This is a genomic window from Bacillota bacterium (assembly GCA_024653485.1).
Classification (GTDB): domain Bacteria; phylum Bacillota; class SHA-98; order UBA4971; family UBA4971; genus UBA6256.
The window spans coordinates 62610-87176 of sequence record JANLFY010000006.1 but is presented as its reverse complement, the minus strand read 5'-3'; the positions used below and the strand labels follow the sequence as shown (position 1 = coordinate 87176).

The following is a 24567-nucleotide window of genomic DNA, read 5'->3' as shown; positions in this document are numbered from 1 at the left end:
CGCACGTTCGAGCTTTGCTTTCGGGCGGCAGCAGGGGACACAAGCACGCGGTCCGACAACGCACGAGCTCAGAAGCCTATTGGTGTGAGTTCCCAGTTGAATGGGCTTTATGCTGCGGTTACTATGAAAGTAAGAGGAGGTGTCCACGTGAACAGAAAGACATTCCTAGTCACGGTGCTCCTAGTTGTCAGCCTCGCCATCCTGATGGCGTCAGCCCAGACCTTCGCGGCAACCTACTACTCTTCCAGTGGCAACAAGACCTACTATTTCAGCGGGTCGGGGAATTCCGGTTACTACCAGAGCGGCGGCAGCTCGGGCACGTACGGAAACTACGGTGGCACGTACTACAGCGGGGGATCGTATTCAGGCTCGGGAGGCACGTACTACAAGTCCGGGAACACCTGGTACTATTACAGCGGCGGATCCTATGCGCCGTCCAAGCCGGCTCCGCAGCCGCAGCCTCAACCCCAACCCCAACCCCAACCTCAACCCCAGCCGCAGCCTCAACCTCAGCCCCAGCCCAATCCGACTCCCGGTCTTAGCGCCGACGAGCAGCGGATGATAGACCTCGTCAACCAAGAGAGGGCAAAGGCGGGCCTCGCGCCTCTCACAGTCGACCCGCGGCTCGTGGACCTCGCACGCAAGAAGAGCCAGGACATGGTCGCCAACAACTACTTCAGCCACACATCGCCGACATATGGTGATCCATTCGCGATGATGAAGAACGCCGGCATCAGCTACCGCACGGCCGGTGAGAACATCGCAGGCGCTCCCACGGTCGACCAGGCACACTCGGCTCTCATGAACAGCGCCGGACACAGGCAGAACATCCTAAACCCCAACTACAACAGGATTGGTGTTGGTGTGGCCAACGGAGGCCCGTATGGGAAGATGTTCACGCAGCTCTTCATAGGAACCTGGTAACCGAGAACGTGGATCAGCCTGGACTACAACACAGGTGCGGGCTCCCTCTTCTCGATGGAGGAGGGGGCCTTCTGCTCCGGCGTAACCCCCGCTCCCTCGAAAAAGAGCACGAGCCCTCCGAAGATGGCCTCGGCCAGCAGCCCGCGGTGGGACGGAGCAAGGAGTAACTCCTTCTCTTCGGGGTTGGACAAGAATCCGACTTCGACTATGACCGCGGGGACGTTGGCAGCGTTCAGCACGTAGTAGTCTCCTTCCAGAACCGACATGCCCTGATGGGGGGCGATGTCCTTGATCTTGCTGTGGACGCAGGCAGCGAGGCGTTTGCTCGCCGGGTTGTTGCGACTGTAGAAGACGATGGCCCCTTTCGTGGACGTCGAGCGCACCTTGTTCACGTGAATGCTGACGAACGCGTCGGCGTTCGTGCGGTGGGCGATGTGGATCCGGGCGGCGAGATCGCGCCTGTGGCGCGTGGTCTCGCTCTCGATTATCGGGCTCATCTCCCAATCCCCGTGGCGCGTGAGGACGGGCACCGCCCTTGCTCTCGCGAGCAGATGGCAGACGTCCCTTGCTATCTCGAGGACTATCTCCTTCTCCGTCACTCCCTCTCCGTCATGGGAGCCGGGATCGACTCCACCATGCCCTGGGTCAACGACGATCACCTTGCCGACGACCGCGGAGCCGGGGAGCGCGATCGCGGGCAGCGCAGTTCCTGTCATCGCCGCCAGAAAGGCAAGGATGAGGGCACCCGCAAAGACGCTTCCAATGGCCCGCTTAACGATCACCACCACCAAGACCTTCCCGGCTCTAGTCAAAGCGGTGCCCCCCTTCCGGATCAACTAATATGCTCGCGGAACCCATGACAGACGCCGGCATAGTATATCGCAGAGTCTTGACCATGCCCGCGAGCATGCCAGGCCCCGGCCTGGCCGGTCTTGGTCTGCCCGGGACGGTGGTGCTTCGTGGATCTCATAGATATCGGTCCCGTATTCGAGGCCGCGGGGTACGCAGAGGTCAATCGGAACATCGTGCTCCATCTGCACAGGCTGGGGGTCAACATCCGCTTGAAACCCCGGCCTCTGGGATGCACCCGTGTGGACCTTGATCCCGATACCCAAGCCCTCCTTGGAAGAATGGTGCACAACGCGCACGTCAAAGTGGGTGCGGCGCTCTTCGTCTTCCTGGGGGGATTCTTCGAACGCGAACCCGGCTGTCATTCCATCGGCCTTACAATGCTGGAGACCGACCGGATACCTCACGACTGGGTGGATAGGTGCAATCTCATGGATGAGGTGTGGGTACCGTCGAGGTTCAATAGGGACACCTTCGTCGCAAGCGGCGTTGCGGAGACGAAGGTTCGCGTCATGCCGCTGGGTGTCGACGGGAGCCGGTTTCATCCAGGGATTCCTCCCCTACCCATTCAGGGCAGGAAGGGCTTCACGTTCCTCTCGGTATTCGAGTGGATTCCCCGCAAGGGCTACGACATACTGCTCCGCGCGTATTTCTCGGAGTTCCGGCCCGATGAGGACGTATGCCTCGTGCTCAAAGTCCATGACAACTCCTCATATGATCCCAGCGGCCTTCGCATAAGGAACGAGATAGCGTCGATTCGGGAGGCCGCAGGAAAGCCGAAGGGCCCGCCGGTCATCATCCTCCCGGCCCTCATGAGCTCGGCAGACATGGCGCGCCTTTACGCGGCCGCCGATTGTTTCGTGCTGCCGACTCGCGGCGAGGGATGGAACATGACCGCGATTGAGGCGATGGCGTGCGGCGTGCCGGCCATATGCACGGGTTGGTCGTCGCACCTTGAATTCATGAGCCATGACAACAGCCTTCTCATAGACGTCGAGGGGCTGGAGCCCGTGCCCGCCTTCGGGATACCCAATGACAGGGTGTACGCAGGCTCCCGCTGGGCGCGCCCGAGCGAGGCGCATCTCAGGTCGCTCATGAGGTGGGTGTACGAGAACCGCCAACGAGCCAAGGATGTGGGCATACGAGGATGCAGGGATGTGCTGGAGAGGTTCACCTGGGACAAGGCGGCAAGATGCATGTACGCGAGGCTGCTCGAGATAGAAAACGACATGGAGCAACGACGCCGGATGGCTTCCCCCGTCGCTCCCCCGCCTGTCCCACCGCTCCAGGAGCCGTTGTATAGCGATCGCCGATGGAATCCGAAACGCGGGCCAGTTTCGAAACTCGACATCTCAGGCAGCCGACCGCCGCACGGGGCTCACGGCTCCTCTCTGCAGGCGCCGCCAGATACCCGACTACCCCCTGAGACACTGAGAAGCGTGGGCTGGAAGGCGGCTTCCATTATCCAGGGCTCAGCACCCGCCGTCGTTGGGGCGAGGGTCGCGCAGAAGCACAGCGCATGGAGGGACGCGGGGTGGAGAGGAGACTGCGGGGACACGCTTCCTGACTCGGACGCGCGAAGCGGTGGAGGATCGAGAGGACCGGCGAAGCGTCGAGTCGCGCGCGTCTTGATGGTTGTGCCGTCATGGGGGAAACCTTGTGGCATATCCGAGTACGCGAGAGCGTTGACAGAGCACCTGGGCCACTCGGGCGTAGAAGCAGTGGTAGTGACTTCGGCGTCGACGGAGGGCATCTTGCCGTTCCTCAGAGGTTCGGGCTCCAGAGTTCGCGATGGGAACGCCGGCGCGAGCGGAGTCACCGTCGTCCACTTCCAGTACGAATTCGTGCTTTACAACATATCTGAGCTCTCGTCGACCGTGTCGGCTCTGCGCGCCTTGGGAGTGCCAGTCATTGCCACTGCCCACGATTTCGCGCCGGGTCTTGCGCGCTCAAATGAGTTCGTTGCCAGGGCGTTCCATCATCTCATCGTGCACTCCCACGAGACGCGCGCCGAGTACTGCAGAGTGGGCGCGGATCCGGAGCGGACGACGGTGATCCCCATGGGCTGCAGAAAGTACTCGTTCGACGGCGAGACCGCGATCGTCGAGACCAGGCCCGCCGTTGGTTTCTTCGGGTTCTGCCTGCCTCACAAGGGGATCATAGAGCTTGCCATCGCGGTGCAGGAGGTCCGCCGAACGCATCCCGGCCTGAAATGCTTCATGCTGTCGTCCATCGCGCCGTACCACAGCTCTCGCACCTTTGCCGCGCAGCTAGACGAGACTATGGCTCGTCTAGGAGTCTCTGACTCCGTGACTATCATACGTGACTATCTCCCGGAGCCCGAGGCGGTCAGGATCCTCCATGCCATGGATGTGAACGTGCTGCCGTACCGCGATCACGGGCTCATCGGGACGTCGGCGGCGGCGCGTACCGTGATGTCCGCCGAGAGGCCGATGATCGTCACGGATGTCCCGTTCTTCTCGGATCTGGGGGGAGAGGTGTACAAGATCCCTTCCGCACACCCCTGCGAGATAGCGAAGGGGCTCAGGAGGCTTCTCGAAGATCCCGAGCTGCGTGCCGAACTTGTGGAGCGGATGGGCGACTTCCTGAAGCGGAACCACTGGTCCGGCATAGCTCTCAAGCACGCGGAGCTTTACGAGCGGCTCGCCGAAGAAGACGCTGCGGGTCATGGTGTGTCGGAGGTGTAGTTGCATGTATCCTAAGACCCGCTGGTTCACGTGGGTTTCGGATGCTCGGCAAGAGTCCCTGGGCTCGCAGGTTTTCAAGGGGTCGCAGAGCAAGTACCTGCTATCCAGCGGCGTGCCAGGCGGCCGAACGTTCGTATGGCGCGGTGATTCCGGAGCCGCACGACGGGCTTTGCACCGCCCGCTGCAGCCTGGGACCGGGCGTGGGCCGAGTCCGCGCTGGGGCCCGGCGGCTGCCTTGAGCGCGGCCGCCAACATGGAAAAGCGCACGTACGCTGCCATGCCGACAGGCCGCCGTCCGAGCTCGAATCCAGGTCTGGCTCAGGGTGCCCTCCCAGGGGTGCTGGTGATCGTCCCTTCGTGGGGTCAGAGGTGCGGCGTCGCCGAATACACGAGATTCCTCATTGATGGGCTCCGCGCGGAGGGGTTTACGGCGGAGGTCGCGAGGGGTTACGAAAGCGAGGTTCTCTCCATACTGCGCCGCGGGGGATTTCGCGTCGCCCACGTGCAGTTCGAGTACCAGTTGTTCGGGCCCTCACAGCTTCAGCGTCTCGTCCGACAGCTCAAGGCGCGCGGCATACGTGTAGTCGCCACGGTTCACGACTTCCTCCCGGGACAGGTGGCGGCCAACAGCCTCATAAGGGACGAGTTCAACGTCATAGTAGTGCACAGCGCCCGGCTGCGCGACGAGCTCTCGAAGCTGGGTATCAGCCCGGAGCGAGTCCACGTCATCCCGATGGGATGTCCAGAGGTGGCTCTTGGCGACGAGAACGCGGTGCGCGCGAGCTTGGGCGTGGGGCAGGGCCCCGCACTCGGGTACTTCGGCTTTGCTCTGCCGCAAAAGGGCATAATCGAGCTCGCCGTGGCTGCGAAGGCTCTGAGGGAGACAGTCTTCCCCCATCTCAAAGTGTACGCCTTTGCCGCGCCTGCTTTCTTCGGCAGCGGGTACGTAGGCGAGCTAGCCGCCTTTCTCTCGGGGGCGGGGCTTGCCGAGGGGTTCATTCTGCGAGCGGAATACCTTCCCGTGAATGAAGTCGTGAATTGCCTGCACGCCATGGACATAAACATCCTTCCGTACAAGGAGGTAGCGTACGTGGGAACGTCGTCCGCGGTGCGCGTCCTCATGGCGGCGCAGAAACCCATAATCACCACGGACATTCCGTACTTTGAGGATCTTGACGGAGAGGTCTACAAGATTCCTTCGGCAGACCCGGCGCGGATAGCGGAGGCTGTGATGTACCTCATGACGGATTCCGCAAAACGTGAGGAGATGGTGTACCGCATACGCAGGTACGTGGAGACCCACAAATGGGAACAGATCGCCAAGCGGCATGCCAAGTTATACACCAACCTCGCTGCCACTAGTGTCGCTAGCGGTGCCTTCGGTCCTGGGCCCGCCCTCTACCCCGTTCCCGGTCCAGGTCCTGATGACCATGCTTGCGCTGCCGGTGAGGGCATGCCGGAAGCCGAGTGGCGGTCGCATCCCAACGGGACACGGATGGGGGATGGGGTGCCACGGGTTGCGGCCGTGCCGGACGACGTATGGGAACGGGTCGTGAGACGGTTCGGCAGGAGAGGGTGATCGTGTGAAGAGCGGACGGACAGTGGACGGACGGCGCGCCGGGTGGACGGTGACCCGCGGCGTGGAGCAAGCGGCGACCCGCAGCATCCCCTGGACGAGCGGGTCTCAGTCAAGCTGGGCTGGACACACCGCCTCTGACCCGAGGCCCACTGTTAGCGCCATGTACATCGTCAAGAACGAGGAAGAGTTCCTCCCATTTTCCATGAAATCAATCTACGGTGTTGTGGATGAGATCATCGTGGTAGACGGATACTCCACGGACCGCACCGTAGAGATCGCGAGAAGCTTTGACAAGACTCGCGCGGTGCTTTATTGCGACAGCCCTGATTACTCGGTGAACAGGAACCTCGCCCTGGAGGCAGCTACCGGAGACTGGCTTCTGCCCATGGATGCGGACATGGTGTTCTACAGCGACATAAATGAGGTGGTGCCGCGTCTCATCAGGGATCCAAACGTGGACGTGTACTACTGCTGGTTCTACCATCTAATGCGCGAGCCGGGTCTCATGCAAAACACCAGCGACCACGATCCCCTCTATCGTAGGGAATTCTTCCTCGTGAGGCGCAGGCCCGGGCTCCGATGGGTGGGGGCGGTCCATGAACGCCTCGAGGGCACGGGTCCGAACGTGGCCGACTCGGGCCTGCACTTCGCTCACTACGGGTACGTCAAGCCGCAGAGGGAAGTGTTTAGGAGATGGGTCAAGTACGCCGCCCTCGAGGGGAAAGGGGAGCACGCCTACGAGGGAGTGTGCCCCGACACCATCCTCGACGATCGTCCGGTTAGGCCGTTCACGCGGGGCCATCCCGAGGTGATCGCTGACTACATCCGGCGTAGGGGTGGCTCGCCGTGACTGGGAAGTCCGGCTGGCGCAGAGCGGGCGCGCTGGGATCGTCGCGCGGCGTCCCGCCCGCTCTGTGGGTCGGCCGGCGGGTGAGTGCCGGGACCCTCCCTGCTCAGGTAACTTGGGAGGGTGACTTTGCGAGCTTCCACAGTTTCGCCCACGTGAACAGGGAGATGGTCCTAGCGCTCCTTCGGAACGGCGTCCGAGTGCGTGCTGCGCCCGCTCCCGCCCCCGTGCCAGTGGCGTCGGCTGGAGGCGGCACCGAGTCTCGCGCGTTGTCGTGGAGCAGGTACCAACTCCTTCGGGATGCTATGAGGGTTCCTCAGGAAGGAGATGGCGGGCCGGCCTCATGGCTACCCGGCGCAAGGAACCGGGCGGCCGTCCGTGTGAGACACGTGTGGCCGCCGGACTTTACAAGACCGCGGGGTTGCGACAAGTTCATCCTGATTCTGCCCTGGGAGTACGGATACCTCCCATCCGCGTGGGTCGGTCCCGTGGTCGGGAACGTGGATGAGGTCTGGGCATACTCGCGTCACGTTCGAGACTGCTACGTGCGGAGCGGGGTGCCGACGGGCAAGGTGGCGGTCGTGCCCCCCGGGGTTGATCCGTCGCTCTTTCACCCCCAAGCCCCGAGGGCAGCTATTCCCGCGACACACGGGTACCGTTTCCTATTCGTGGGCGGAGCCGCGACGAGCCGGAAAGGCTTTGATGTACTGCTGAGGGCGTACGTCCGGGCGTTCCGCCGCTCCGACGACGTGTGCCTAGTGGTGAAGGACTACTTCTACGGGCCGGTGAGGGACCAGATCGCCGCGGCGCTCGCGGACCCGTGTGCGCCGGAGGTGATCTACCTTTACGATGACGCCGACCCATGGGCGATGCCGGGCTACTACACCGCTTGCGACTGTCTCGTGCTCCCATACAGAGCTGAGGGCTTCGGCCTCCCTGCGCTCGAGGCCATGGCGTGCGGTAAGCCGGTCATTGTGACCGGCCATGGGGCGGCCCTCGATTTCTGCGGTCACGGCGAGGGGTACCTGATTCCGGCGAAAGAGACGGTCTTCCCCGAGATGCGTGTCGGCGACTTCACTACATGCGGTCCACCAACTTGGGCAGAGCCAAACGAGGACGCGCTCGTGGAGCTCCTACGGCACGTGTTCATCCACAGAGACGAAGCCGCGAGGAAGGGGAGCGCCGGTCGCGCAAGAGTCGTAACGGGCCTCACATGGGATCACTCTGCCAGGGGAGCCGCTCGCCGGCTGGGTGTTTGAGCTGCATCCATGATTCTTCCGACGTGGACCTGCTGGTAATCGAATGGCAATGGCGAGCACGGGTTCATAGAATAGGGTGTGAGACCGCAAGGCACCCAAAGATCCACGAATCACCGGCGTGAGGGTGCTCATGCGAACGGGTGCGCGCACGGCGGCTGCGGTAGTGGCATGAGTTGTGGGGGTGACCCGTCCTAGTGGGCGTACCGCCCGCCTGCGCCCCTTACCCTCGTGTACCTACATGTCGGTGTGCCGTCAGTCAGTGCGCGCATGTGCCGTGGAGGCGCACGAGGTCGATGCTCAGGGAGGGCGATCACATGACCACCGTTGCGAGGGCATCAAGCAGCCCGGAGGTTCAATTCACCCTGCCGATGAGGGCGCTGAAAATCAAAGAGATACGCGCTGACGTCACGAGAGTGGACGTCGAGGTGATCCAGGACAAGGTCATTATCCAGGGCGTCATCTCGAAACAAGTCTTCTTCGTGGGTGAAGACAACATCGTTCATCACTTCCCCGAAGAGATGAGGTTCTCCGGATTGGTCGACGTGCCGGGCGCTCGCCCCGGAATGCTCGTCCAGGTTCACCCGAGCATATTCAACGTGATCGCGATTCTGAGCCCTGACGGCAACCAGATCCTCCAGAAGGTCATCGTTGACGTGGACGTGGTGGTTACGGACTTCGTCCAGATCCATGTGGCCGAAGACCCGACTGGCACGGCGGTCATCACCGAGGCGGTGGTCGGTGAGACCACGGAACAGGTGCTCGAGGTGGGCACCGTGGCGCTGAGTGTGCCAGCCACGAAGGTGACGGAGATCCGCGCCACACCCGAGATAGTCAGCGTCACCGTAAACCCTGACGAGGTAGTGGTGAACGGCAGTATCTTGAAACAGGTCTTTTTCGTAGGGACAGACGGGTCAAACCGTCACCAGGGAGTCGCGGCGCCCTTTTCGGTGACTGCGTCCATCCCTGGCGCTCAACCGGGGATGAACGTGCAGATCCACCCGACTGTGAAGGACGTGGCTTTCTCTCTCGATCCGTCCGGCACCCTCGTCTCCGAAGAAGTGCTCCTCGACGTGTTCATCAAGGTCACAGAGACCGTCGAGATAGTCCTCGCGACGGGTGAGGGGCCCATTATCAAGACCGAGCGCGTAATCGGACAGGGCTCCACGGAGGTGCTGGAGGAATCCACGGTTACTCTGTCGCAACCCGCTCAGAGCATCGTCTCGATAACCGCCCGCGTCGCGGAGGTGCGAGCTCGGCCCATCGAGAACAAGGTGATTCTTCAGGGAGCCATAGTCAAGGACGTAACCTACGTGACCGTTGGGGGCACGCAAGCCGCCGAAACGTTCACCATACCGTTCAGTGACTTTGCCGAAACGCCCGGTTCGATGCCCGGCCTGAACGTGTTCGTGAGGCCTGAGATCCGTGCGGTGGTGTTTGACCCTGCCCAAACAGGCCTGAGCATCACGGAGAAGGTGGTCGTCGACGTCTTCGTCACTGTCACGGAGACGGCGCAGATCCCAGTCGCGCTCGAACCGTACGGTCCGCTCGTAAAAGTGCAGCAGGTCATTGGAGCCGGCACAGCGCAAATCCTGGTCGAGAAGATAATCACGCGGGTGCTGCCGATAACCATCGAGTTCGCCAGGATCTTGATCACGGAAGCGGTGGAGGTCCGGAAACAGGTGCTGCTCGAGCAGACTATCCCAATTCCGGTGAACGCGATCAAGATCCGGGCCGTAGACGCCGTCGTCGAGGGCGTGACCTTCCGTGTCATCGGCGGGAAGGTGCTTGTGGAAGGCGTAGTGAGGAAGCAGGTGTTCTTCGTCGGGGAAGACAACATCGTGCACCATGTCGAGGATACGCTGCCCTTCAGCGCACTCGTGGAGTTCCCTGGGCTGGCTCCTGACGCGACCGTCACGGCCTCGGTGCGGGTCGAGAACGTGATCATAAAGATCGTTCAGGATGGAACCGCCTTCCATCAGCTTGTCGTCCTCCTCGTCACCGTCAGCTCGTCCGTTCAACAGATCCATCAGGTTGTGACGAACGTGATCGGGCCCGGCGTCGTCGTGACGCGTGAGCGATTCCTGGTCGACGTCGTTGAGGACAGCACGGTTACTCGGCGTCCGCTCGACATCGTGACAGATCTGTCAGGTCCGAGGGTGGCGACGGTAACCAGGGAAACGCTTCCTCTTGTGAGGATTGTGGACGGAACGGTCGGTCCCGAGCCGGTTTCGGTGGTTACCGGGGCGACCTTCAACCCGTGACTCATCACACTTTGGCGGGGATGCCAATACGATATAGGGAGAAAAGCACGGAAAGGGGACCGGCTGTGGCACACGGCACAAGCTGGCAACTCGTCACGATTTTGTCCGTGGCCCTCACCCTCTTGGGGGTCTTGATCGGAGTAGCGCGCCGCAGGCGACTGGCTCGTTGCTTCTCATCGCTTGCCTGCTCGGACGCGTCGCGTTCGACGATTTCCGCGGCCATGGCTGTCGGCAAAGGGGACGACAACCTGGATGACGAGACCCCACGAGCTGGGCTCGACGAGCGAGCCTTCCGCTCTACGCAAGCTTCGCCGCGCCCCGGTGAGCGGAATGCAGGCGCCGCTCCATCCCCTTGCGGAACGTGCCCCACCTGTCTCCCGCATGATGAATCTCCCGCGACGCACAGCGCAGCCAGATCAAGAGTCGTCGGTAGCGCCGCAGCGACCGAGAGAGAACCGAGAAGCCCTCTGCCCGCCTCAAGAGCAAGGAACCTTCTTCTCCGTACCAGCTCATGGCCGGAGAGACGCGACGAGTCTCAGGCTGACGCGCCTCAGGAGACTCTCGCGCTTCCACGCGCCAGCGTGCTTCCAAGCCCTAGCGAGGGCAAGAGTGCATCAAGAGCCGAAGAAACGGCACGTGAGCGGGCACCGGAAGCATCCAGGGCTTCGCCAGGGTTTGCTCCTGCTCTCGAGGGCTCAAGAGAGCCTGCGGACGAGTTGCCGCAGACCTCGCCTCCGACCGAGGAGGGAGGCGCGTCCGCAGACCAGCAAGATAGTCAAACGGACTTGGAAGGTGCCGGTTCAGGGCAAAGCTCCCCGTCCTTGCCTGAGGATCGGCCCGAAGAGCAAGCCCAGTCAAGGCGGGAAGCGAAGGATGCGGCATGCCGGGATCAAGACATCGGTTCTTCGCGAGGCGCTCGCCTTGATGAGCAGACACAGGGGCGTTTCGGCCCATCCGATCAACGTAGGGGACAACGTAAGGAAAGGGGGGACGCGAGGAAGGCTGCGCCCGCCTTCCTCATGAGCTCGAGAGAAAGCTCCCTCAGGGGTTTGAAAGGAGGCTCACAGATGGTTGACATAACACAGATCGTGGACCAGAAAGCAACGATCAAGGTGGAGAGGGTCATCGGTCACGGCACGAAACAGGTCCTGTTGGAAGAGACCAAGACGGTGCCGGCCATCAAGATAGTGGAGATCGTACCGGTCCTGACCAACGTGCGATCCATCGTGAAGAACGGAAAGGTCATTGTCCAGGGCACGGTCCACAAGCAAATCTTCTTCATCGGTACCGACAACCTCGAGCATCACCTTGCGGAGGACATGGACTTCAGCGAGCTCGTGGACGTGGTGCCGCTCGATCCCACCCGTCCGGTCACCGAGGGCATGAACCAGCGTGACCTGTCGGTCATCGAGAACAGCGTGTTCGAGTTCGATCCCGCGACCGGCAGCCTCACCCAGAAGATCATACTGAGGCTCCAGGTGAAGGTCACGGAAACCGAGCAGCTCGCGGTGGCTCTGTCGCCGTACGGCACTTTCATCAAGGCCGCGGTGGTCGTCGGCGAGGCGACCAAGCAGAAGTTCATCGAGGAAACGAAGACCTTGGCCGCTACGAAGGTCATCGAGATCATCCCGCGCATATCCAGGATAAGGCACGTCGTGAAGAACGGTAAGGTCATCGTCCAGGGCACCCTACACAAGCAGATCTTCTTCGTGGGAACAGACGATCTCGTCCATCACCTCGCGGAAGACATCGAGTTCAGCGAGCTCGTGGAGGTGCCACCGCTCAACCCCGACTTCCCGGTGCAGGAGGGGATGGACTCGCAGGACCATTCCGTCGTCGACAACCTAGTGTTCGAGTTCGATCCCGCCACCGGGACTCTGACACAGAAGGTCATCCTGCTCCTCGGAGTGAAGGTCACGGAGACGGAGCAGATACCCGTAGCCGTGGACCCGTACGGGACTGTCATCGCGACCGATCTCGTGATCGGACACGGCACGAAGCAGAAGCTGATTGAGGAGACCAAGACGCTGGCAGCCACGAAGATCGTGGATGTGGAGGCCAGGATCAGTGATATCAGTTCCATTGTGAAGAATGGAAAGGTGATCGTTCAGGGAGTCGTGCACAAGCAGATCTTCTACGTGGGCACTGATGATCTAGTGCACCATCTGGCGGAGGATCTGCCCTTCAGCGAGATGGTGGAGGTCACTCCCATCAATCCGGAAGTGCCGGTCCGCGAGGGCATGGATGAGCAGGACCACTCATTCATAGAGAACATCATCTGGGAGTTCGACCCCACGACCGGCAGCTTTACGGAGAAGGTAGTGGTCAGGATAGACGTGAAGGTGACCCAATTCGCTCAGATCGGAGTGGTGATAGACCCGTAGCCCCTCGATGCTGCGCGACCGTTGCTGGACGGCGGTGCGTTTGACAGGGCAGGTATCAGGAATGATACCTGCCTTTCAAACGTAAGGACCAGAGGGAGGCGAAGACATGCGCGTCCTTCTCCAGAGCAGAGGCGATCTCCTTGCCCTTCCGGCTGGCGATACCGTGCAGATACTGGAGACGAAAAAGGCCCTCGGCGGATTGGGTGTGGACGCGGATCACAGTGGCGCACTGTCACCTGCTCTCGATGGTTACGACCTAGTCCACCTGTTCAACTTGACCAGAGTGGCCGAAACCGCCGCCCAATGCGAGAACGCCGTGAGGGCGGGAAAGCCTGTGGTGGTGTCGCCTATCTACTGGAATCCCGAGGAGTACATCATGCACGAGAATCCTCGGCAGCGGAGCGCGTTGCTCAAGTTCTGGCGCCAAGACAACCCTCTGCGCCGGAGAGTTGTTGAGTCCGCGGCAATGCTCCTTCCCAATGCGGAGTCCGAGGCGTGGCTGGTCCACAGGGACCTGGGGGTGGATGCGCCCTTCCGAGTGGTGCCCAACGGCGCGGACCCTAGTTTTTCGGACGCGGACCCGCAGGAATTCGTCAGGAAGTTCGGCATGACCGACTTCGTGCTGTGCTGCGCGAGGATCTCGCCCAGGAAGAACCAGCTTGCGCTCATCAGGGCAACGCGGGGTCTGGGGCTTCCCGTGGTGTTCATAGGACCCGTGAACGACCCGTTCTATTACGAAGCCTGCCGGAACGAGGCAGACGCGCACGTCCACTTCCTAGGCTCCATGCCCCAACGGGAGATCGCCGCCGCCTACGTCGCAGCGCGGGTTCACGTGCTGCCGAGCTGGTTCGAGACGCCGGGCCTCGCCAGCCTCGAGGCAGCGATGGCCGGCTGCAACGTGGTGTCGACTGATAGAGGCACGGCCAGGGAATACTTCGGAGATCTCGCCTGGTACTGCGACCCTTCGGACCTCGATTCCATAAGGACGGCGATCCTTGCGGCCTATGGGGCGCCCCGCCGTCCGGAACTCGCGGCGCTCGTGAAACAGAACTTCACGTGGGAGCGCGCCGCCCAAGCGACCGTGAAAGCCTACAAAGAGGTGCTGGGCGCGGACCATAGGAAGTGAGAGGCGCGACAGACGTCAGAATACGGCCACGCCGTCCTGAATACCCATTCAATACGACGCCGGGGCGAGGCGCAGCGCAGGGCGGGTTTCCTCCACGAGGCAAGACGCTGGGAAGAGGTTGGGGCGCTGGGAGGCACCGCGCGGTGCACGAGGCGGGCGCGTCTGAAGGAATCGTCGTCAAGACGGAGACTGTGCGCGTCGAACGAGTGGTGGGACGGATCGCGCGCGAGCTCATGCTCAGCTGGTGCCGGGACGCGCCCGAGGGCGCGCGGGAAGTCGCCGGTGCCACCCTGGATGTGCTCGACCCCGTGTGGGACGTATTCGACGCGCTGGCCGTGGCGTCCGCAACCGTCTCGATATGGGCATACTGCGTTGCCTCCGGGGGGCTCGTGCGGGCCGTGTCATGGACCGAGGAGCTCCGGGTGGTCGTCGAGGAGGCGACGCTTCGCTCAGGCATGAGCATCGAAGCGCGCTTTTCCATGGGCCTCCAGCAGGCCTGGATCGACGAGGACAAGGTGCGCGTCCTCGCGACCGCTCGCATCGACGGGCTCGTTCTCGAGACCGTGGTGCTTCAGGTCGTCACTGGTATCAATCCGCTCGTCGACCAGGCGGCGCGCCGCCCGAGCCGAGGCGGGCTCCGTCGATTGCTGCAGAGGATATGCTCCCACGCGAGGTTCGGGACATCCGGAACCCGGTCCGCACGCTGAGTGCTCCGTAACGTTGCGCTAGATCTTGACATACAATGCAGCATGAGCTTGCAGCGGGGATGGGCTTCGCTGCGCGGAGGGCATTTTGGAGATGACCGAGTCCCAATATGGAACAATGTGGAAGCGGACGCTCCGCTTAGGAACGAGGGGTCACGATGTGGCCTCGCTTCAGGAAAAGCTGTTGCGCTTGGGCTACTACACAGGGGAGATAGACGGCATATACGGAATCCTGACGAAGGACGCCGTGCGGGACCTACAGAAAGCCCATCGACTGCGGGTGGACGGCATCGCGGGCAAAGAAGTATTCGCCTTGGTACACTCCGGACTCGCAAAACCGATGCTCCGACACTTCGTTGCACGCGGCGAGACCTGCGCGTATGTCGCGCGGCGGTATAACGTTCCCATCGAGCTTCTCCTCAGGGCCAACCGGTTGCCCGACCCTGAGGTGAGCGAAGGCCAGTGTCTGAACATCCCCGTTTCCCGGCTCTTCGCGTTCTGCGCAGGGCGCGACGCCTCCGGGGGATCTTGGGATTCCTACGAGCGTCACCTCGCGTTCATCTCCAGTGTGGCCCCGCGATGGTTTACCTTGAGCGCTGACGGCACGCTCACTGGCGAGCCAGTCATGAGGATCGCGGCCCTCGCGTCTTTGGCCGACATCAGGGTTGTACCCGTGGTCTTTGCCGACACCTCAGGAGACGGGGACGGCGACGGTGAGGAAGACGCCCCGCCAGGCGAGCTTGAGCGCGAGCGCGCGTGCGGGAGCGACGACAAGAACGACGGCACGCTCGACGCTGTCTTGATGGACACAGCCGCTCGACGCACGGCGATTAAGAGCATATCAGCCGCTGCGGCGCGAAGCCGTTCTCACGGCATCGTGCTATCCGTGGGCGCTCCTGGACCCACGGACGTGTATGCGTTCACCTCGTTCGTGCGGGAGCTCGCTCGTGTGCTCGAGCGTGATGGACGGGACTTGAGCCTTGAGATCCCCGCTCCGGCCGCCACTGACGTCGGTCGCGCCGAGGGAAAGCCACCGGATCTTCAGGAACTGGCGAAGGTCGCGAAACACGTCATCGTTCGGCTGCACGAGGCACCGGAAGGCTCATCAGCGCCCGCGGCTCCAGCGTCCCCAACGCTTGCCCGCACCGTCCTCAAGAACATGGTACGTCAGCTCCCGCCGTGGAAGACGGTTCTCGAGATCCCGCTCTTCGGCGTGGACTTCTCGGCCGCTCCAGGGGTGCCGCCCACGCGCCGCGCATACTCCGAGATCGCGGACATCCTTTCCGTGTATAAGCCCTCGGTCAGCCGCATTGAGCCCGGGGGTGCCTGCACGTTCAGGTACCGGTCCTTCCGCGTGAACCACACCGTCTTCTTCATGGATGCCGCGAGCGTCGCAACCTACATCGAGCTCGTGCTCAAACTCAATCTGGCCGGGCTTGCCGTCGCAGACCTCGGCGACGAGGACCCGCTCGTATGGGACGCGTTCAAGACCAGGTTCAAAGCCCTCCGCGACTCCGTTTTACCCGCCTGACGGTGACCGCCGACGGGCGACGGGGAGGAGAGGGGCAAGATGATGAGAGCCCTTATTACAGGGATCACCGGCTTCGCAGGAAGCCATTTGGCGGACTACCTGTTGGATCGCAAGGACGTGGAAGTCTATGGAACGGTGAGGTGGAGGAGCAGAACCGAAAACATCGAGGGCATCAGAGACCGGATTAGGCTGGTGGAATGCGATCTCCTGGACGCGACCGCCGTGGATCAGGCGATTCAGAAGGTTAGGCCGGATCTCATCTTCCATCTCGCGGCGCAGAGCTTCGTGCCGACGTCGTGGGTGGCTCCGGCCGAGACACTGATGAACAACGTACTTGGGCAACTCAACCTGTTTGAGGCTGTCCGGCGCGCCGGGATCGACCCCCTCATTCAGATAGCTTGCTCATCGGAAGAATACGGCCTGGTACGAGAGGACGAGGTGCCCATCAACGAGGAAAACCCTCTCCGCCCGCAGAGCCCTTATGCGGTGAGCAAGATAGCCCAGGATTTCCTTGGGTACCAGTACTTCCGTAGCTACGGTCTGCGCGTGATCCGCACACGCACATTCAACCATACGGGGCCGAGGCGTGGCGAGGTGTTCGTCACTTCCAGCTTTGCGAGGCAGATCGCGGAAATAGAACACGGGCTGGCTGAACCAGTGCTCAAGGTGGGGAATCTCGAGGCTAGGCGGGACTTCACTGACGTGAGGGATGTCGTGCGCGCATACTGGCTCGCGCTGGAGATGGGAGAGCCGGGTGAGGTGTACGTCATCGCAAGCGGTCGCGACCACAAGATCGCGGACGTCGCCAAGATGCTCCTCTCGATGTCCACCGTCTCGATCCGAATTGAACAGGACCCCGCGCGAATGAGGCCCTCAGACGTTCCGGTGTTGCTTGGGGACGCCACGAAGTTCCGGCGGAGAACCGGGTGGGAGCCTCTCATCCCGTTCGAGAAGACCCTTTCCGACTTGCTGGAGTACTGGAGGGCCAGGGTGGCGTGGGAGGTCTCGCGCAAGGGGAGCGGCCTGGATCGCGGCACCTTCGCAGCCACGACCGACCTCCGTGGTGGGGGGAAGGACGCGTGAAAGCCGTGATCTTGGCAGGCGGTAAAGGCACTCGCCTTCTTCCCCTCACGCAGAGCGTCCCCAAGGGGCTCGTTCCGATGGTAACGAGACCTTTCATCGAGCACCAGATCGAGCTGCTCCGGGCCCACGGGATACACTTGATCGTGCTGAGTCTGAACTACATGGCGGCCGAGTTCTCCCGACACCTGCAGGACGGGGCAAGGTGGGGCGTGTCCGTTGAATACGCCGTGGAGGACATCCCGCTCGGGACCGGCGGCGCCATGAAGAACTGCGAATCGTGCCTGGGCGAGGAGCGAGCACTCGTGATCAACGGCGACGTGCTCACCGACATAGACCTCGGGAAGCTCCTTGCTGAACATGAGAAGCAAGGAAACGAGGTCACCATTACCACTGCTACTGTTGATGATCCTGCTGCTTACGGGTTGGTCCTCTTCGACTCGAGCGGGCGCGTCACAGGCTTCGTCGAGAAGCCCGCTTCCGACGAGACCGCTGTCAACACGATAAATGCGGGGATATACGTGATCGAGCCCTCAGTCATCGCCGGCGTGCCTCGAGGCCGCGAAGTCTCTTTCGAACGGGAGGTAATCCCCGCGCTCCTTGCAGAAGGCGCCCCCGTGGGCGTGTATTCGCACCAAGGCTACTGGCTCGACATCGGCACCATGCGCAACTACCTGAAAGCCCACATGGACATCCTCGACAGGAGGATGGACGTGGTGCTTCCGGGGCGCAAGGCGGGTCGAGGCGTGTGGAGCGGGCGGAGCGTTGCGGTCCATAGGACGGCCCGCCTAGTGGGGCCCGTGCTCATGGGGCACCGGGTGTCGATTCAGGCGGGAGCGGAAGTGGGCCCGCGGGTCGTGCTCGGGAACGGGTGCAGCGTGGGGGAAGGGGCGCACGTGCTGGAGTCGGTGCTTCACGAGAATGTCCAGGTCGGGAAGGGGGCGAGGATCCGCAGGTGCGTGCTTGCGGCCGGCGCGCGGATTGGAGACGCGTGCCGCTTGGACTCGGTGGTCGTGGCGTCTTCGAGCGTGGTCGGAGCGTGGACGTGTGTAGATCCCGGGCTCTCTGCGTCTTTTGCGGGGTAGACCGACGATAGAGGCGTGCTGTCCCCATGGCGGCGAGGCGTCCGGGCCCGCACGCTGAGCTGAGGGCGCGCGACGTCCCCAAAGGGGCGTCGCAGAGAGAAATATGCGCACATTTTGGTTAGTCGCCCGCATATAGTAGAAATGAAAAGCGAGTGTACTGGTTTCATGCCTGTCACGAGAAAGGGGGAGAGGAGATGGCTGTGGGTATCGAGCTCAAAGAGGAGCTCCTCAAGGTCGAACAGGTCGTCGGCGAAACCACCGCGCGCAAGGTGCTGCGCGAGATGCTCACGATCCCTGAGAAGATGCCTACCGCGGAGAAGATAATCAGTGTCGACGCAGACATCCTGACCAGTTCATTCCAGCTCATAAAGGGCAAGGTCCTGGTGGAGGGGACCATCAGGGTGAGGGCGCTCTACGTTGGGCGGGTGGCTGCCGGTACCCAGCCGGTGCAACTCTTTGAGCAGGACGTGTCCTTCGAGATCATCGCCGAGATCCCCGGGACTGACCCCTCGATGAACGCGTTCATCAATGTAGACATCCACGACACTTCGTTCGACCTGGTTGATGTTCGGACCCTGGATGTGCGGATCGTTCTGTCGGCGATGGTCAAGGTGACGAGGACCGAACAGATTGAGGTGGTGACCGAGGTCACCGGCCCTGCGGATCTCCAGGTGGCTAGGGAGCTCCTCAAGGTTGAAGACGTGGTCGGGGAGGCGATGGCTCAGGCTCTCGTCACCGGCAGGCTTACGGTGCCGCCTGAGAAACCGGACATAGAGTCGGTCATAAGCGTAGAGGCGAAGCCCCGCCTCACCGACATTCAGGTGCTGGACGGACAGGTGGTGGCGGAAGGCCTCATAGATGTGGACGTCCTGTACGCGGCGGTGCCTCACGATCCTTATTTGCCCAGATTGCCGGTGCATTTCTTCTCGACCCAGCTCAGGTTCTCCCAGGTGATCGAGGTGCCTGGGGCGGCCGTGGGCATGCGGGCGCAAGTGAGGCTCGTGCTGGAGGCGGTGAGCTTTAGCGATCTCGATTTCCGCACGGTCAGCGTTGACGTGGTGATCAAGCTGACGGCGAAGGTAACGGTGGTCAGGCAGCTCGAGGTCGTCACCGAAGTGACCTCCAAGACCACCGTGCTCGATGTGGAGAAAAGGTTACTCCGAGTGGAGGACGTCATCGGCGAGGACACGGTCCAGACGATACTCAAGGAAACCCTCGAGGTTCCGAGGGAGAAACCGAACATCGAGCGCGTCCTGAGGATCGATACGTCGGTCAAGGAGGCGTCTTACAGGATCATCGACGGCAAGGTCATTGTCGAGGGCGTTGTCGAGCTCCAGACGCTCTATGTCGCCCAGACGCCCGAGCGCGATCAGCCGGTGCACCACATGTCTCATCGCCTGAAGTTCACGCAGGTGGTGGAGGTTCCCGGCACTCAGGAAGGTTTCCTGGCCGAGATACGCGTGGCAATCGAGCACGTGGACTTCGATTTGGTGGACGATAGGAAGTTCACGGCGAAGGTCCTCGTCAGCGTGTTCGCGAAGGTCACTGAACCCGTCCAGCTCAACGTGGTGGTCAATGTGGTGGTCGTGACGCCTCCGGAGGTACCGTGCCCCCAACCGACCATTGTCATGGTCACCATTCATCCGGGCGATACTCTATGGGCCCTCGCGCGCAAGTACAACACGACCGTGGCGGCGATAATCCAGGCCAACCCGGGCATTCAGCCGGAGAATCTTCAGGTGGGTCAGGTCATCCAGATCCCTGCCTGCCCGGCGCCGAAAGGCTAGGCCGGGTGATGGGCGGCTCGACGACCGATCGCGGTCAACTTCTTGGTGCCAGGAGCGCCACCCTTTCATGCGTTGACGATCCGGGCGTCGGGCGCTTGGGCGAAGGCCACGGGACCGTGCCCGTGGCCTTCGGCCGAACGGCGGGCGTCGCGCTGGCTCGGCAGGGCGCGTGCGCGAGTCGGTAGGGTGCGGAGTGGTGCCGACCGACCGTCGCTTCTTCGCGGAGTTGGGGAAAGCACGATTGTGGGAAAGGGAGGGAGAAGGGTAATGGTTCTGAGGAGGGAGCGGCTGAAGCTCTTCGAGGTTGTCAGTGAGAAGGTGGCTACGGTCACCCTGAGAAGCGTGCAGTCTGTGCCCACCGGAAAGCCTGACGTCCAAAAGATTTTGAGCATCGTCAACGTAACGGTCTCGGCGACCGGGACGCCGCTGCCGAACAAGGTGGTCGTGGAAGGCACGGCGACTGTGCAGACGATCTACGTCGCTGCTTTGCCCGAGCAGCCCGTGCACCACATGGAGCACACCATCAGCTTCCTTCAGTTCGTGGACGTCCCTGGAGCGCAGCCTGGGATGACGGTCCTGGTGAGACCGAGGGTCACGTTCTCCGACATAGTGATCAGGAACCCGAGGGAAGTAGAGATAGAACTCATCATCGAGCTGTTCGTGAAGGTGACGCAGCTCGTGCAGCTCGACGTGGTCACCGACGTGATGTTCAAGAGCATTCCGGTGAAGGTCGAGAAGAACCTCGTGCGAGTCGAACGGGTGGTGGGCGAGAACACTGGCCAGGTGATACTGAGCGATACCTTGATGGTGCCGGCAGGCAAACCGCCGGTGCTCAAGATCCTGGATATCATCAGCACTGAGGTGATGCCCACCGAGGTGAGGGTCATCCCCGACCTAGTCATAGTGCAGGGGCAGATAAGGACTCAGATACTATATGTGGCGAACCTTCCCGACCAGCCCGTCCACCATATGCACCAGACGGTCAACTTCCTTGCCAACATCCGGGTCCCGGGGGCGATGCCCGGCCTCATGGTCGAGCTGTTCCCGAGTGTTGAGTTCGCGCAGGTTACCATAGTCGACCCGATGACGATCATGCAGGACCTCGTGATAAGCATATTCGCCAAGGTCACCGACATCCAGCAGATGAGAGTGGTGACCGACGTAAGGTCCGACAGGATCCCCATCAACGCGGTACGGCAGCTGGTGGCCATCGAGGATGTCGTCAATGAGGTGACCCACCAGGTCAACATCCGCCAGGAAGTCACGATTCCGGAGGAGAAGCCGCCCGCCGCGAAGATCATAAGCGTGTTCAGCTCCGCCGTTGAGATAACCCGGTCTGAAATCCTCGACGGCAAGGTGATCCTCGAGGGAAGGCTTGTCTTGCAGGTCATATACGTTGCCGCGCTCCCGGATCAGCCGGTTCACCACATGCACCTCGAGGTGCCTTTCACTACGTTCGTTGACCTGCCGGGCGCGTTCCGCGGGATGAACATCCTCGTCAGGCCGAGAGTGGAGTTCGCCACGGCCCAGCTACTGCCTGTAGGAGTCACGCCGCCGCCGGAGATCGGCACGAGGAACGTGCTCATCCAGGCGATCATCGAGCTGTTCGTGAAAGTCACAAAGACTGTTCAGAAGCACGTGGTCATCGACGTGTTGGTGCCTGATGAGTTCCGAGACATGAACTAGGCCGCCCGCAAGGCGAAGTGCCGTCACGGGAAGGTCTTCGGATGGGTTCAGCCGCGGGCATCCGGAGAAAGGGACCTCCAGTGTTCGTACTGGGGTCCCTTCTCATATCCACGGGATGTCTCATCCCATGGGATGCGTGTAACGAGACGGCCTCCCGTGGGGGTGAGGCCTCCTCATCTATGTGACGGCGGCCCGCTTTGTTCCACCGTTCCGCCTGCCTGTGGAGGGGTACACGCGGCGGTGGCGCTCCGCATCATCCAAACATATCATATCCTGGTAAGAAGCTTGAAGAAAGGAGGGAGCGAGGTGTCTTCAGATGTGACCGTCGCGGGTTTCCCTCGAAAGAAGGTCCGGGTGGAGGTAGTCGTAGCTGATGTCACCAGTAGCATTGTGGCCAGTGGGCGTCTGGTCGTGCCGCCCCCGAAGCCAGACATCGCGTCGATCCTCGACACACAGGCACGGGTCACTATCACCCAGGTTACGGCCGTGCCAGGAGCCGTGGTCATCCAAGGGAACGTGAACGTGAACATCCTGTACGTGTCCACGGCGCCCTCGCAACCGGTGCACGCCTTCGAGGGCACGCTCTCCCTGTTCGGGAGCGTGAGCGTGCCTGGAGTCTTTGCAGGCATGACGCCCGAGGTGATCGTGACGAGCGTCTTCGCGACATCGCGGCTCATCGACCCAAGGACCGTCGAAGTCAACGTGCTCGTGACCATACGAGTCCGGGTGCTCAAGGAGGAGATAACCGAGGTCGTCGTGGAAGTGCCGCCTACCATCGTCATACCTACGGTGAAAGTGCCTGTGGTGCCGGTCGCCAAGCGCCGAGTAGTCACCGTGGAACGCGCTGTCTTGCAGGGTGAGGCTGAGACCATCGCCGTCGGGACGATATCCATACCGCCCGACAAGCCCGGCGCCGCTCGGATCGTGCGGACCGACGCCGCGGCGTCCGTGTCCACGGCTCGGGTGCTCCTGAACAAGGTGGTCGTGAACGGAGCGGTGTCCCTGCGCGTGCTCTACGTGGCCGTGAGCCCTGGCCAGCCCGTGTTCTCCGTGGACGGCGCTCTCAGCTTCAGCACGATAGTGAGTCTGCCCGGAGTGCAGCCGGGGATGTCGGCATTCGCGTCAGTGCAAGTCGAAGCGGCAGACGCGGAGATCGTGAACGCGCGCACGCTTCGAGTGAGAGCCGTTCTCCGCGTTTCGGTGGTGGTCACGATCGACAAGGATCTCACGCTCGTCACAGCCATCGATCACCTTCCGGACCCTCTGGTCCCTGTCACGAAGGACTTCCTCGTTGAGGAGATGGTAGGCCAGGTTGAGGACAACTCTACCGTCTCGGTGCGGCTCGTCATCCCTGCGAGCCTGCCAGAGATCGGCAGGGTGGTCCAAGCTTTCGCGCGGGCGAGGGTAACACGCACAGTCGTGCTCGACGGCGTGGTGATAGTGGAGGGCACCCTCAGGGTGACCGTGCTCTTTGTGGCTCTTCCTTCGCAGAGGGTGTTCGCTTCCGTAGAGACGGTGCCGTTCTCCGTGACCCTTGCCGTCCCGGGGGCTATTCCGGCGTTCTTCGCAGTAAGCGACGTGGATGTCGTGAGGGTAGTCGCGGTGCAAGCCGCACCGAGGGCAGCCAATGTGAGGATCGTGCTTCGAGGTTGGTGCATGGTGACCCGCGTGGACACTGTGTCAGCCGTCGTAGGCGTGAACGACGCAACATCACCATCCGGGGGCTTGCCTGGGCCGCCTGTGGGCGGAGGCGGCCAACAGGCGACAACGGGGCGCGTACACGTGGTGCAGGTCGGCGAAACGCTCTTCCAGATCGCCCAGCGCTATGGCACGACGGTCGCGGCGATCGCCCAGGCAAACGGGATCTCCGATCCCGACCGCATCGAGATTGGAGATACCCTGGTCATTCCGTAACCCGCGCGGTGGGGGCGCTCTGGAAGGGGCGCCCCCTTTTTCGCGAAGGTGCTCAAGGGCGTTCGCGTCGCGGGCGCCCGCGTACGCGCTTTCCGATGCGAGCTCTTGCTTGAGGCAGGACAGCCGCGCGGAGTTGTCGAAGTACCAAGTGACCGCACCGGGCTCGGCAACGGAGCGTGGCGACGGTGGAAATGGTGCAGCCGCGGAGCCGCGGGGCCGCGAAGCCGCAGCACGATTGCGTAGATCATATGGTGTGGAAGAAGGGGAAACAATTGGAGCAGAGGTACGAGAAATACGCTGAACTGGCGAGGAGTCTCGGAGCCGTGGATGCTGTCGTGATCGATGCACGAGACGTGGTGTTTGATCCGAGGACATATCTGAAGTGCATGTATGGATGCTCCACTTGGGGCAAGTGCTGGGTGTGCCCGTCAGCTCCGGGAGCGCTGAAGCCGTGGGAGGCTGAGATGACACTCTCGCGCTACAGGCGTGCCGTTCTCATCCATACGCATGACAAGGACTCCTCACAGAGGATTTCTTTCGCGGTAGAGAGCCAGGCGTACGTCGACGGGTACTACTTCGCGTTCAGCATGAGCGATTGCGGGCTGTGCGCCGAGTGCAGCCTGCCTGAGGACAAGCCCTGCCGCTTTCCCGGCAAGGCGAGGCCGGCGATGCAGGGAATGGGGATAGATGTGTACGCCACCGCGCGAAAGCAGGGGCTTCCCATAGAGACGCTGGCCAACGAGAGTCAGCAGCAGAACTGGTATTCTCTCGTTATGATCGAGTAGCTCCGGACCGTAGGGCTGCGCGAACCGGACGGCTGCGGAGAAAGCGCGAGTCACTGGC

17 protein-coding genes are annotated in these 24567 nt (G+C 62.1%); 16 read left to right on the top strand and 1 reads right to left on the bottom strand.

What is annotated here, in order from left to right:
• The first annotated feature begins 147 nt into the window (after positions 1–147).
• On the top strand, positions 148–924 hold the full coding sequence (locus NUW12_06285; protein ID MCR4402380.1) for a CAP domain-containing protein: 777 nt from the start codon (positions 148–150) through the stop codon (positions 922–924).
• A gap of 23 nt (positions 925–947) precedes the next feature.
• On the opposite strand, the gene NUW12_06280 is transcribed toward NUW12_06285, so the two are convergent.
• Entirely contained in the window at positions 948–1736 is a 789-nt protein-coding gene (locus tag NUW12_06280; protein ID MCR4402379.1) for an N-acetylmuramoyl-L-alanine amidase, read from the bottom strand.
• A 147-nt stretch (positions 1737–1883) separates the two neighbouring features.
• Between NUW12_06280 and NUW12_06275 the strand changes: the two genes are divergently transcribed.
• From NUW12_06275 to NUW12_06205, 15 genes are all read left to right on the top strand, one after another.
• On the top strand, positions 1884–4481 hold the full coding sequence (locus NUW12_06275) for a glycosyltransferase (GenBank protein ID MCR4402378.1): 2598 nt from the start codon (positions 1884–1886) through the stop codon (positions 4479–4481).
• 4 nt (positions 4482–4485) lie between these two features.
• Entirely contained in the window at positions 4486–6060 is a 1575-nt protein-coding gene (locus tag NUW12_06270; protein ID MCR4402377.1) for a glycosyltransferase, read from the top strand.
• A 4-nt stretch (positions 6061–6064) separates the two neighbouring features.
• Positions 6065–6910 (top strand): glycosyltransferase family 2 protein, encoded by an 846-nt coding sequence (locus NUW12_06265; GenBank protein MCR4402376.1) that lies wholly within the window; start codon positions 6065–6067, stop codon positions 6908–6910.
• Positions 6911–7287: 377 nt separating this feature from the next.
• Complete coding sequence (locus NUW12_06260; GenBank protein MCR4402375.1) at positions 7288–8166, top strand: glycosyltransferase family 4 protein; 879 nt, start codon at positions 7288–7290, stop codon at positions 8164–8166.
• 314 nt (positions 8167–8480) lie between these two features.
• The gene (locus NUW12_06255) at positions 8481–10427 is read left to right on the top strand and encodes a DUF3794 domain-containing protein (GenBank protein MCR4402374.1); all 1947 of its coding nucleotides are present in this window, start codon (positions 8481–8483) and stop codon (positions 10425–10427) included.
• A 1067-nt stretch (positions 10428–11494) separates the two neighbouring features.
• Complete coding sequence (locus NUW12_06250; protein MCR4402373.1) at positions 11495–12811, top strand: DUF3794 domain-containing protein; 1317 nt, start codon at positions 11495–11497, stop codon at positions 12809–12811.
• Between the two features lie 106 nt (positions 12812–12917).
• Entirely contained in the window at positions 12918–13937 is a 1020-nt protein-coding gene (locus tag NUW12_06245; protein MCR4402372.1) for a glycosyltransferase, read from the top strand.
• 143 nt (positions 13938–14080) lie between these two features.
• Positions 14081–14644 (top strand): hypothetical protein, encoded by a 564-nt coding sequence (locus tag NUW12_06240; protein MCR4402371.1) that lies wholly within the window; start codon positions 14081–14083, stop codon positions 14642–14644.
• A gap of 91 nt (positions 14645–14735) precedes the next feature.
• Complete coding sequence (locus tag NUW12_06235; GenBank protein ID MCR4402370.1) at positions 14736–16172, top strand: peptidoglycan-binding protein; 1437 nt, start codon at positions 14736–14738, stop codon at positions 16170–16172.
• A 42-nt stretch (positions 16173–16214) separates the two neighbouring features.
• Entirely contained in the window at positions 16215–17255 is a 1041-nt protein-coding gene (locus NUW12_06230) for a GDP-mannose 4,6-dehydratase (GenBank protein ID MCR4402369.1), read from the top strand.
• Positions 17252–18337, top strand: coding sequence for an NDP-sugar synthase (locus NUW12_06225; protein MCR4402368.1), 1086 nt, complete (start codon positions 17252–17254; stop codon positions 18335–18337). The genes NUW12_06230 and NUW12_06225 overlap by 4 nt, the downstream gene beginning before the upstream one ends.
• 194 nt (positions 18338–18531) lie before the next feature.
• Entirely contained in the window at positions 18532–20124 is a 1593-nt protein-coding gene (locus NUW12_06220; protein MCR4402367.1) for a DUF3794 domain-containing protein, read from the top strand.
• A gap of 267 nt (positions 20125–20391) precedes the next feature.
• Positions 20392–21810 carry a DUF3794 domain-containing protein gene (locus tag NUW12_06215; GenBank protein MCR4402366.1) on the top strand — a complete coding sequence of 473 codons (1419 nt, stop codon included), beginning with the start codon at positions 20392–20394 and terminating at the stop codon, positions 21808–21810.
• 306 nt (positions 21811–22116) lie between these two features.
• The gene (locus tag NUW12_06210) at positions 22117–23724 is read left to right on the top strand and encodes a DUF3794 domain-containing protein (protein MCR4402365.1); all 1608 of its coding nucleotides are present in this window, start codon (positions 22117–22119) and stop codon (positions 23722–23724) included.
• Between the two features lie 272 nt (positions 23725–23996).
• Positions 23997–24509 carry a DUF2284 domain-containing protein gene (locus tag NUW12_06205; GenBank protein ID MCR4402364.1) on the top strand — a complete coding sequence of 171 codons (513 nt, stop codon included), beginning with the start codon at positions 23997–23999 and terminating at the stop codon, positions 24507–24509.
• Positions 24510–24567 lie beyond the last annotated feature (58 nt).